Raw genomic sequence first — 10,049 nt, 5'->3', positions numbered from 1 at the left:
CCTGCGGACACAGTTGACGAAACACTATGTACTTTCAAGCTCCACAATAGTTTTGGCAATATCGTAAGGATTGACATCTGGATAGGCCTCAGGATTTTTTAGAACACGGGCTTGGAGGCTTTTTAAAATATCTATGTTGTTCTTTATTGAAGCAATTTCTTTGGTGAGTTTTTCTTTTTCAGTTTCAACCTTTTCTTTGATAAATCTGGTAGTGTTTAAGTAACTTATAATTTTTGCCGGTATTTCTGAAATTAAATTTGGATCTTTGGTTTCAATGGCCAAAAGAACTAATTGCTTGTTCTCTCTAGGTATTCTTGCTTCAAGGCTTACAATTTGTGAAAGCTTCTCTTCGTCTATTTTAAGCTTGGAGCTTAATTCGGCCAGACGTTTTTCTTTTAATAACGAGCTTAAGCTGTCAATCTCTTTTTTAATTAAGAAAGGGTTTGCTACCTGAGGAAGAATTCCCGCTTCGCCTTTATAAATTTGGGGAGAAACAAAGACAAAAATTACGGCCAGAATTAAAAACAAAACAGTAGTTCCAAATATGTAAACTTTACGTTTTTTTAAAGTAAGCCACAGCTCATAAAGGTCAATTTCGTCCTCTTCATAATAGGTCGGAAAAGGCTGATATGGTGGTATATTATTACCTGTTTGCTTGTGAGATTTGGTTTCTGACATAACCTTCCCTTCTTCAAGTAATTTTAGCGAAAAAAAATAAAAAATTGGTAAATAAAGTCAATAAAGGCTTTTAACTCTCACGCCTGGCCAACACAAAGATCTCGCGGCTTTCAGAGCGGGTGCTCTTGGGGCGAAAGCGTTTTACCGGTCCGAGTCTTTTTTTGACTTCCTCTACAAAACGGGGAAAGGCCTCGCCTTCAAAGACTTTCACCAAGAAAACTCCGCCTGGTTTTAGCACTTTTTCGGCAATCTCTAAGGCCCTTTCAGCCAGGTGCACAGAACGGAAGTGGTCTCCTGAACGGTCACCAGTGGTCTTAGGGGCCATGTCACTTAATACAGCGTCAAAGACCGAGACACCTGTCTTTTCACAGAGCTCTTCAGGAGAAAGCTCAAAAATGTCTGCCTGGAAAAAAACAAAATTGGGAGCGGAAACTTTTACAGGATTAAGGTCCACTCCTACGACCAGGCCAGTTTTTCCGACCTTTTCAAGGGCATACTTGCTCCAGGAGCCAGGGGCAGCACCCAGGTCAAGTACCTTCTGGCCGCGACGCAGGAGACGGTATTTCTGGTCAGCCTCTTTCAGTTTGTAAACTGAACGGGCGGGATACTTTTCCTGTTTGGCCTTTTTAGCGTAGTAATCACGAGGTTTATATGCCATAAGCATTCAAAAGATAAAAGCCTTGAAGCTATTTATGGCTCAAAGTAAGCTACCGCGTAAAACTTTTCAAGAGAGAGTAAATGTTAGAAGTCAAAAATCTGACTAAAAAATTTAAGGGCCTCATGGCCTTAAGGGGGGTTTCTTTCTCTCTTGCCAGAGGTGAAGTCCTTGGGCTTATTGGCCCTAATGGGGCGGGTAAAACCACGGTTATCAACATAATCTCTGGCTTTTTAAAACCCTCCGAAGGAAAAATTTTTTTAAATGGCAAGGAAATAACAAGCTTTCCTCCTGAAAAGATAGCGCGTCTTGGTATTTTGCGCACTTTTCAGCATGTCCAGATTTTTCATGAGCTTACCGTGCTTGAAAATGTCCTTTTGGGGTTTAGTCGGCATCTAAAACGCCGCCTCTGGCATGACCTTTTTGGCCTGCCCCTGGCGCGCCGGGAAGAAAAAGAGATTAACCAAAAGGCTCGCGAGATTCTTGAACTTCTCGGCCTGGCAGATATTGCTCTTCTCCCTGCCCATGGTCTTCCCTATGGGAAACAACGCCAGGTGGTGCTGGCAAGGGCCGTAGCCTCACAGCCAGAAATCCTTCTCCTTGATGAGCCAGCGGCAGGGCTTTCTTCAGTTGAAACCCGGGAGCTTTTAGATTTTTTAAAACAACTCAAAAATATGGGTATTTCCATACTCCTGGTGGACCATGACCTTGAACTTATCTGGGAGTTGTGTGACCGGGTAGTAGTGCTTGCCTTTGGTGAAATAATAGCCCAGGGAATTCCCGCCGAGGTGAGAAAAAATCCGCGGGTGATAGAGGCTTATCTAGGCTCCTGAAAGTTTTCAGGCACTGGATGGCGATGATGGTCCCTCCCTAGATAAAAATTTAACCACGAAGAACGCCCAGAAAGCCCCCAATCCCGCGGGGGGATGAACCCTTCTTTCAAAAGGTGTCTTTTGCCAATGGCCTTAAGCCTTTCATAGACCTTCACATAATGGCACTTTTTGGAAGAATCCACCTCACAATAGCCGTCCTTACTACCGCCGCAAGGGCCGTTAAGTAGATTTTTGGCACAGCCACTTTGGGGGCAAAGATAGGCCATTTCTCCCAGGGTGCAGTCTCCACAACGCTGGCAATCAAAAAGGAACCCCTTAACAGCGTATTCAAACCTGGTAAACCAGGGTTCAAAAGAAGAGCCGTTTATTTTTTGGGCATATTTTACGGCAAAGTTATAAAAACCTTTGCCAGGCTCAAAGAAAAGGTCATGCATCCAGAGGTTTAAAGTAAACATCAAAGGTTTTTTCTGGGCCGGAGCAAGTTTTTCGTATCTTTCTGGGATGTTTAAGCCGGTTTCAGGGTCTTTACGGTAAAGATAAAAAGTTCCTTCAGGCGCATTTTGGAATTCTGCCACCAATTCTTGCCAGCGGGGATAAAACTCTTCGGCTTTGTCTAGGATAAAGGCTATATCTTCATAGCTGACCCTTCCTCCTGAGATGTGCACCCCGTCGTACCCCATGCCTTTTAGCACCGCTACCAACTTGGCAGCCCTGATTAAAGCGGCACGGTATGAATCTTTTTCTTGACGAGACTCCTCTTCAATTTGAGCCAGGTATTGAGGAGTTATTTCTATGCCGGGAATAATACCTTTATGGAAGATGCGGGCCATACGCACATCAGTAATAAATACGCTGCCAATTAAGGGGACGTTTAGCTTTTCCTCACGCATATAGAGCAGGAGTTCGTGAAACTTTCGGGCATCAAAGCCTACCTGGGTGATTACAAAGTGAGCCCCGGCCTTTATTTTCCGGTGGAGCTTGTAATATTGGGGCATGAGCTCGGCTTCAAGCTTCTTAAAGGGTGTTACCACACAGCCCTTGAAAAAAGGCATGGGAGGCAACTTTACGCCTCCGCCAGGGGCCTCTGGGGGGAGTTCTATCCCCTTTTCCATTTCGGTTATCAACTGCAGGAGGTGTACGGCGTCAAGGTCAAAGACCGGCTTGGCTCGTCCCATAAAGCCATAAAGGGGGAAGTCTCCTGTCATTACCAGGAGATTGTGCAGGCCTTCTCTGTCCCGGGCAAAAAGGGTGCTTTCTATCTGGTTGCGATTCTTGTCCTTACAGGTGAAATGAAGAACTGGCTCAAGGCCGAGTTTTAAAATCTCGCGTCCTAGGACTGCAGGAGAAAGAGCTGGATGCCCTCCGGCGTTTTCCGTAATAGTCAGACCGTGGAGACGGCCGTCTTTAGTGGCTTCTTCGGCAAATTTTATAATTTTCTGGAACTGGCGGAGCCTCGTGCTCCGGCCAGGCACAAGTTCGTAAGTGATAGTAAAAAGTTCAGGGTTTTCTAAGCACTTTCTAAAAGAGCAAACCATTTAAGATTCTCCTGAAAGCCCTAAAGCCTTCAGTTTACGGTGAAGATAAGTTCTTTCAAGTCCTATGGCTTCGGCAGTTTGCGAAATGTTACCGTGATACTCCGCTAGCTTGCGTTTTAAAAACTCTTTTTCAAATAAGGAACGCGCTTGTTTAAAGTCATTGCATTCAAACCATGGCTCCTGGCCGAAGGCAGTATGGAGAGGTTTATTTATCTCTGGGGGCAGATCTTCAAGAGAGATGATTTCTTTCTGGCTTAATATGACCAGTCTTTCAATCAAGTTTCTCAATTCGCGAATATTTCCCGGCCAGGGGTAGCGCTTCAAGGCTTCTATGGCCTCAGGGGCAATTTTTTTGCGCCCCAGTCCTGAGTGCCTGGCAAGTTCGTCTAAAAACTCCTCTATCAGCAGAGGGATGTCTTCAGTCCGCTCTCTAAGGGGAGGAATATGTATGGGGATTACGTTTAGGCGGTAGTATAAGTCTTCACGAAAGCGGCCTTTTTTTATTTCTTCGGTAAGATTTTTATTGGTGGCGGCAATAACCCTTACGTCAACGGTGATGGTTTTGGTGCCACCTACTCTTTCAAAGCATTTTTCCTGAAGCACCCGTAAAACTTTAGCCTGGGCAGAGAGACTCATATCGCCTATTTCATCAAGAAAAATGGTGCCTCCATTAGCCAGGTCAAACTTTCCTTTTTTGGAAGAAAAGGCACCGGTAAAAGCCCCTTTTTCGTGACCAAAAAGTTCAGACTCAATAAGATCCTCAGGGATAGCCGCGCAGTTTACCGCTACAAAGGGCTTTTCAGCCCGGCGCGAGAGGGCGTGAATCATACGGGCGGCCACTTCCTTGCCCACACCAGATTCCCCGGTTATGAGCACGGTGGCGTCAGTCTGAGCCACCCTTTTAATGGCCTCGCGTAGTTCCTGAATAGCTTTACTCTGGCCTGTGATACCCGGGCCGGTAAGATGCTTTTTGAGGGTGATGTTTTCTTCTTTTAAGGCTCGGAATTTCAGGGCGTTGGCCACGCTGACTACTACCCGGTCGTAAGAAAGGGGCTTTTCCAGAAAATCAAAGGCCCCGAGCTTGATGGCCTTAACAGCGGTTTCCACGGTGCCGTGGCCAGAAATTACGATAACCGGAAGGTCAGGAAGGTCTTTCTTAAGGGACTTAAGTAGTTTTAGGCCGTCCTGGTCTGGCAGCCAGACGTCAAGTATAAGCAGGTCAACAGGCTCTTGTTTTATCTTTTCTAACCCTTCGGTGGCGTTTAGGGCGGTAAGAACTTGATAGCCCTCGTCTTCAAGAATATCTGCCAGGCTTTCTAGTATGGCTTCTTCGTCGTCTATAACCAGAATTTTTTCACTCATAGGGTCTTAGGTATTTCAATGATAAACTTTGCCCCTCTGGGGAGATTGTCCTCTATCCATATCTTTCCCCGATGTTCCTGCACGATAGAGTTTACGATAGCAAGCCCCAGACCGCTACCCCCGTTGGCAGAAAAATAGGGTTCAAATAATCGTCCGCGTATTTCAGGGGCAATGCCTTCACCGGTATCCGCTACTTCTATTCTTAAACGGCCATTTTGTTCGGTTATGTTTATCTGGATTTCTCCCTCACGTTTCATGGCCCGAATAGCGTTATCAAAAAGATTCAAAAATACCCGTTTCATTTGTTCTTTATCAAAGATAGCTTTAGATGAGCCATTCAAGTTTAACGAAAACTTTACCTTAGGATGGCCTTCTTCATAAAGGTTTATAACTTCACGAACCACCTGAGCTAAATCCCCTTCTTCAGGCTTAAGAGAAGGTAGTCTGGCAAAAGTTGAAAACTCGTTTACCAGGTGCTTTAGTTCTTCTACCTGCTTTTCTATGGTAGAAGTGCAGCGTTCAAGGAGCTTTTGATCTTCTTCAGGAAGCTTCTCCGCCAGGCGTTTCCTGAGCCTTTGAGCTGATAGCTGAATAGGGGTGAGAGGGTTTTTTACTTCATGGGCAATACGACGGGCCACCTCTCTCCAGGCAGCTAAACGCTGAATTCTTTCTTTTTCAGTAATGTCTTCAAGCAAGCATAGATAACCCAGGTTTTCGCCTGTTTCTGATTCAAGGAGTGTTATCGTCACCAGAAAGGTTATGGGCTTGCGGCGAATACTTAATTTTACCGTTTGTTGAACTAGCTTCTGCGGAGATTTTTTAGCTTTAGAAAGTAGCTCCTGGGCCAGTTCAAAGTATTCTTCAGGGAGGAGTTTTCTTATTTCCTGGCCAATAAGACGTTCAGGATATGCTCCCAGTAGTTTGGCTGCCATGCGGTTAATAAAAGTAACACGGCCCTGGTGGTCAAGGGCAATGACACCAGCCGTGACGTTAGCCAGGAGGGTTTCAAGATACCAGGTGCGTCGGCTAAGCTCTATGTTTATTTCCTGTAAGGCGGCGGTGGTTTCTTCTACTTTCTGGCGATAGTCTTTTAGCTCTTTGGTCATGCGGCGGAAAGCGCTAACCAGACGACCTACTTCGTCAGCGGTTTCTTCAGGTAATTCCACGTCAAAATTTCCGCTGGCAATCTGTTGGGTAGCTTCAGCAAGCGAATGAACTGGCTCGGTTAACCTTTTGGCAAAGCGCATACCAAACCAGATAGCCACAAATAGGGTAAGAAGCGTTACCAGAAGCAGCATCAAAATGAGAGAAGATTTCAGAGGGTCTCTAAAAAACTTGAGCTGCTGATACGCTTCAATACCTTTGCCTACCTCGCTTATAAGTTTTTCAATGCTTGGGTCTAAAAATAGCCCGCAGGCTACTATCACTTGCTGTTTTCGGTATTTAGAAGGGACAAAAACCCGCAAAAGAACCTTGTTTTTTAAAGAGCAGACTTCGCTGGTAGGTGTTTTTTGTTCAAAAATTTTTTCCAATAGGTGGGGAGGAATTCCTGGTTTTTGAGAAAGTCTGTGGCTGTAGGAGGCTTTTAATAATTTTCCTGATGAAGAATAAATTTCAAGGGTGTCAACTTTTAGCCGCTTTCGCCAATAGCGAAGATGCTTAGGAGAAAGACTTTGCGTTTTGAGGAGATAAGAGTTTATAAATTGATTAGCTTTATTAGTTAATTCTTTTTCCTTTTCCTGATAAATAGACTGGGCTTCAAAAAGGGCCTCCTGAAGACTGCGGTCAAGGTTGCTGCTGAACCAGAAATCAAGGCTGGTTTCAATGAATTTAAAGGACACCGTAAAGAGAAAAAGGGTTGGCACCAGAGCCAGGAAGATGAAAGCCACGGCTATACGGGTGCGCAAGCGTTCAGCAAAGCGTCCTCTGGGAGAATCAAAAAAAAGTTTAAGTAAATTCCTGACTACTAAAAAAGCGACAACTAAAAGAAGTATGGCATTTACCTGGAAAAGTATGTAGGCTAAAAAGTTTATTTCCCTTGAAGGGATCTGGCGAAATAACTTTATTTCAAAAGCGATGAGGAGCCCCAAGACTAAGAAAGCCAGTAGAGCAATAAGAAGTTCTCTTCTTCTTTTCTTCTTTTCGTGTTCAGTGTTATAAGTTTTTGGAGAGGACATTATTCTGAAAACTTAAAACGAATAGTTACCCAATCAGACTCAATTTTACCGCCTTTAAAGAGAAAACGTAAGACGCGTGAAGGTAAATTGGGAGATATTTTTTGAAAAGCGGTGACTTTTATCTTTAAACGATAAAATTGCTGGGGGGTCAAGAGATTTAAAGGCATAATGGGAACATTTCGGGCGTTGCCTGCTAAAGCTAAAGCTTCTTCCAGAGAGCTTACCGCTTTGGGAGGAGATGAAGAGCCTACCAGTTGCACCAGATAAATATTTTTTACCGCATCGTAATAAATTTCACGTAGAACAATATGATATAAAAGCCTTTCGTCCCACCAGAAGCGTTTGATCTTTTCTAAGACTATTTCAAACTGAAGGCGAACCGGTACTCCATGATGAAGAGCGGCGTCTAGTTTGTTTTTAGGTAGTTCATAAAGATTCCATGAGCAAACCAGATAGCCTCCTTCAGAGCCAAGGGTTAGGTTTTTTATAGAAAGAGCAAAACCACTACTGGCTATGAACAGCAAAAAAACAAGCGTCAGGATTAGCTTTTTCAAGCTACCAGTACTCCTTAACAATTACTTCTTTTAGTGGTTTACGAGAGCTTTTTTGGTCCCGACTTTTGGGGTGCCCCAGGGCTATAACGGCCATCAGATCCAAATTTTCTGAAAGCCCGAGCCTTTTTCGCACTTCTTCGGCATTTTTTAAGATTTCTCCCAGCCATACGGCCCCAAGCCCCAAAGTATGGGCAGCCAGAAGCATATTCTGAATACAGGCTCCCATGGCCTGGTGGTCTTTTACTTCATGGTACATAGCGTCCTTATCTACAAAGACGGCTATTACCACCGGAGCCCCTTTTATAATTTCTCCGTAACGGGTAAGTTCGGCCAGTTCCTCCCGTTTTGCCTCATCCTGGACAATGACAAAACGCCAGGGTTGATTATTAAGCCCTGAAGGGGCCCAGGTGCCAGCTTTTATTATTTCGTAAATTATTTTTCGGGATACAGGTTCGTCAGTATAGTGGCGGACACTGCGTCTGCTATAAATAGCTTCAAGAACCGGGTTTTGTTTGGTTTCCATGGCTCCTTTCAAAAGCCTCCTTTTCAGCTAAGATTTGACTACGAATTTTTTCCAGAAGTTCTTTATCATCAAGATAAGTTAAAGGTCCTTCTTGGCCTTTCAACCTGGCAGCAAGCCCTGTGGCCAAAAGCCCTACGTTTATGGCGTCCATAACAGCGCGGTCGTCATAGATAGCTTTGTTGGCCATACGGGAATAGGCATGGGCCCAGGGTGGCACAATTGCCCCCATGGCGTTTAACACAGTAAGTAAGTAGCCGCCAGCCATGGTGAGTCCTGCGTCAGCGCCTACGGTGATGGCCCCTATGACTTTTCCTTCCATATAACTTGGCTCACCGTAAGCCACCATGTTTTCAAGGCAGGTCAAACGGTCAATAAGGTTTTTCATAACCCCAGAAGGGGCATACCAATAAACTGGCGTAGCAAAGATGATAACGTCAGCCTGATTTATCTCTATAAGGACTTCTTTGCCAAAGTCTTCAAAAATACAGGGAAACCGGCAATTAGGGTCTTCTTCCTGGATGCAGCCTATACACGGTTTTATTTCTCCGTCATAAAGAGAAATAAATTTAGTGGAGGCGCCAGTTTCTTCAGCTCCCAAAAGGGCGGCTTTAAGGAGCTGGCTTGAACCGCCAAAGGGCCTTGGTGAGCCTAAGATTCCTAAAACAGAGACAGCCATTACTTCAAAACCTCCTGCCAGAACTTGGGGATTGCAAACGAGGCACGATGAACCTCATGGGTATAATATTTGGTGTTTTCCGGGGCTGGACGTCTGGGTTCTATAGGATTAATAGACGGTGCCCGTAAAATATAGGCATTGTCTCCCCCGAAGGAAGGAATGTCTGCCCGGTAACAGTAAACTTCATCTCGGCCATAAACTTTAACGAAAGTTTCGTAAGTCCAGGCCAGTACGTTTTTCATGGTAAAAGGAGTGGCGGCCTGCTGAACAATTAAGCCCTGAGGAGCCAGTCTTTTTAAAAGTTCATGAAATTCTTGACTGAAAAGCGAATGAGAAAGTTCAATTGTTTTGCCTTCAGGAGAAATATCCGGGTCGGTGGAGTCTATTATGACAAGGTCAAAATGTTTTTTTTCACGTACATAGTCTTCTACCAACTTGTAAGCATCGGTAATCATGAGTTTTAAGCGGTGGTCTTCTTTTTCCGGCAAAAGTTCAGGGAAATATTCTTTTACTATTTCTGGCACATGCGGGTCAATATCGGCGATTATTACCTCTTCAATGTCCGGGTATTTGAGTAGTTCTCTGGCTGCCCCAAAATCTCCTCCTCCGCAGATAAGCACCCGTTTGATTTGGCCTTCCTCGCGAGCCTGAACAGGGATATGAACCAGGGCTTCATGATAAATGAATTCATCACGAGTGGTGAACTGAAGGGTGCCATTTAAAAACAGAATACGCCCCCAGAAAGGATGTTCCATAACGTAAAGGGTTTGAGCTCCACCTTCAGAGTGAATGACATTTCCATGGTACACGTAGAAAAAATCTTTTTGAACGGGTTCTCCCAGCATTAGTCTAATCCCCTTACCTTCTGTAGGTAAGGAATTTGCCATAATGGCCATACAGCAGCCTCCGTACAAGAACTTGATTTTGGAAAGTTTTTTCAAGGATAGCCCAAGCTTAATTAAGAGCAAAGTCTTATTTTAATTTTATGCTGCTGAAAGAACTATTGCCGGGGGCATATTATTAGCCTATATAGCCTCATCGCGAGGCGATGTAGTA

10 protein-coding genes are annotated in these 10,049 nt (G+C 44.5%); 1 reads left to right on the top strand and 9 read right to left on the bottom strand.

Annotated features, from left to right (window positions below):
* Positions 1–24: 24 nt before the first annotated feature.
* Together TH606_RS03600 and TH606_RS03595 are read right to left on the bottom strand one after the other, a co-directional pair.
* Positions 25–678 carry a Wzz/FepE/Etk N-terminal domain-containing protein gene (locus TH606_RS03600; protein WP_068541338.1) on the bottom strand — a complete coding sequence of 218 codons (654 nt, stop codon included), beginning with the start codon at positions 676–678 and terminating at the stop codon, positions 25–27.
* Between the two features lie 70 nt (positions 679–748).
* Positions 749–1,336 (bottom strand): RlmE family RNA methyltransferase, encoded by a 588-nt coding sequence (locus TH606_RS03595; protein ID WP_068541340.1) that lies wholly within the window; start codon positions 1,334–1,336, stop codon positions 749–751.
* Positions 1,337–1,416: 80 nt separating this feature from the next.
* On the opposite strand from TH606_RS03595, the gene TH606_RS03590 reads away from it, so the two are divergent.
* The gene (locus TH606_RS03590) at positions 1,417–2,166 is read left to right on the top strand and encodes an ABC transporter ATP-binding protein (RefSeq protein WP_068541337.1); all 750 of its coding nucleotides are present in this window, start codon (positions 1,417–1,419) and stop codon (positions 2,164–2,166) included.
* Here TH606_RS03590 and TH606_RS03585 read toward each other — a convergent pair.
* The 7 genes from TH606_RS03585 to TH606_RS03555 are packed head-to-tail and all read right to left on the bottom strand — an operon-like array spanning position 2,151 to position 9,889.
* Complete coding sequence (locus TH606_RS03585; protein ID WP_068541336.1) at positions 2,151–3,701, bottom strand: methylenetetrahydrofolate reductase C-terminal domain-containing protein; 1,551 nt, start codon at positions 3,699–3,701, stop codon at positions 2,151–2,153. The genes TH606_RS03590 and TH606_RS03585 overlap by 16 nt on opposite strands.
* Positions 3,702–5,063, bottom strand: a complete 1,362-nt coding sequence (locus TH606_RS03580; RefSeq protein WP_068541335.1) for a sigma-54-dependent transcriptional regulator — start codon at positions 5,061–5,063, stop codon at positions 3,702–3,704.
* Positions 5,060–7,240, bottom strand: coding sequence for a sensor histidine kinase (locus TH606_RS03575; protein WP_068541334.1), 2,181 nt, complete (start codon positions 7,238–7,240; stop codon positions 5,060–5,062). Before TH606_RS03575 ends, TH606_RS03580 begins: the two co-directional genes overlap by 4 nt.
* Positions 7,240–7,794, bottom strand: a complete 555-nt coding sequence (locus tag TH606_RS03570) for a DUF4390 domain-containing protein (protein ID WP_068541333.1) — start codon at positions 7,792–7,794, stop codon at positions 7,240–7,242. The genes TH606_RS03575 and TH606_RS03570 overlap by 1 nt, the downstream gene beginning before the upstream one ends.
* A 1-nt stretch (position 7,795) precedes the next feature.
* Positions 7,796–8,317, bottom strand: coding sequence for a nitroreductase family protein (locus TH606_RS03565; RefSeq protein ID WP_068541332.1), 522 nt, complete (start codon positions 8,315–8,317; stop codon positions 7,796–7,798).
* On the bottom strand, positions 8,289–8,993 hold the full coding sequence (locus TH606_RS03560) for a flavodoxin family protein (protein WP_068541331.1): 705 nt from the start codon (positions 8,991–8,993) through the stop codon (positions 8,289–8,291). Before TH606_RS03560 ends, TH606_RS03565 begins: the two co-directional genes overlap by 29 nt.
* Positions 8,993–9,889 carry a spermine/spermidine synthase domain-containing protein gene (locus TH606_RS03555; protein WP_068541330.1) on the bottom strand — a complete coding sequence of 299 codons (897 nt, stop codon included), beginning with the start codon at positions 9,887–9,889 and terminating at the stop codon, positions 8,993–8,995. The genes TH606_RS03560 and TH606_RS03555 overlap by 1 nt, the downstream gene beginning before the upstream one ends.
* Positions 9,890–10,049: the final 160 nt, after the last annotated feature.

The organism is Thermodesulfatator autotrophicus (assembly GCF_001642325.1).
Classification (GTDB): domain Bacteria; phylum Desulfobacterota; class Thermodesulfobacteria; order Thermodesulfobacteriales; family Thermodesulfatatoraceae; genus Thermodesulfatator; species Thermodesulfatator autotrophicus.
This window is presented reverse-complemented; position numbering and strand designations above follow the sequence as displayed.

Bases quoted from the DNA above. Each gene is read 5' to 3' on its own strand.
- TH606_RS03600 (WP_068541338.1), bottom strand. From the start codon at position 678: ATGTCAGAAACCAAATCTCACAAGCAAACAGGTAATAATATACCACCA.
- TH606_RS03595 (WP_068541340.1), bottom strand. From the start codon at position 1,336: ATGGCATATAAACCTCGTGATTACTACGCTAAAAAGGCCAAACAGGAA.
- TH606_RS03590 (WP_068541337.1), top strand. From the start codon at position 1,417: ATGTTAGAAGTCAAAAATCTGACTAAAAAATTTAAGGGCCTCATGGCC.
- TH606_RS03585 (WP_068541336.1), bottom strand. From the start codon at position 3,701: ATGGTTTGCTCTTTTAGAAAGTGCTTAGAAAACCCTGAACTTTTTACT.
- TH606_RS03580 (WP_068541335.1), bottom strand. From the start codon at position 5,063: ATGAGTGAAAAAATTCTGGTTATAGACGACGAAGAAGCCATACTAGAA.
- TH606_RS03575 (WP_068541334.1), bottom strand. From the start codon at position 7,240: ATGTCCTCTCCAAAAACTTATAACACTGAACACGAAAAGAAGAAAAGA.
- TH606_RS03565 (WP_068541332.1), bottom strand. From the start codon at position 8,317: ATGGAAACCAAACAAAACCCGGTTCTTGAAGCTATTTATAGCAGACGC.
- TH606_RS03560 (WP_068541331.1), bottom strand. From the start codon at position 8,993: ATGGCTGTCTCTGTTTTAGGAATCTTAGGCTCACCAAGGCCCTTTGGC.
- TH606_RS03555 (WP_068541330.1), bottom strand. From the start codon at position 9,889: ATGGCCATTATGGCAAATTCCTTACCTACAGAAGGTAAGGGGATTAGA.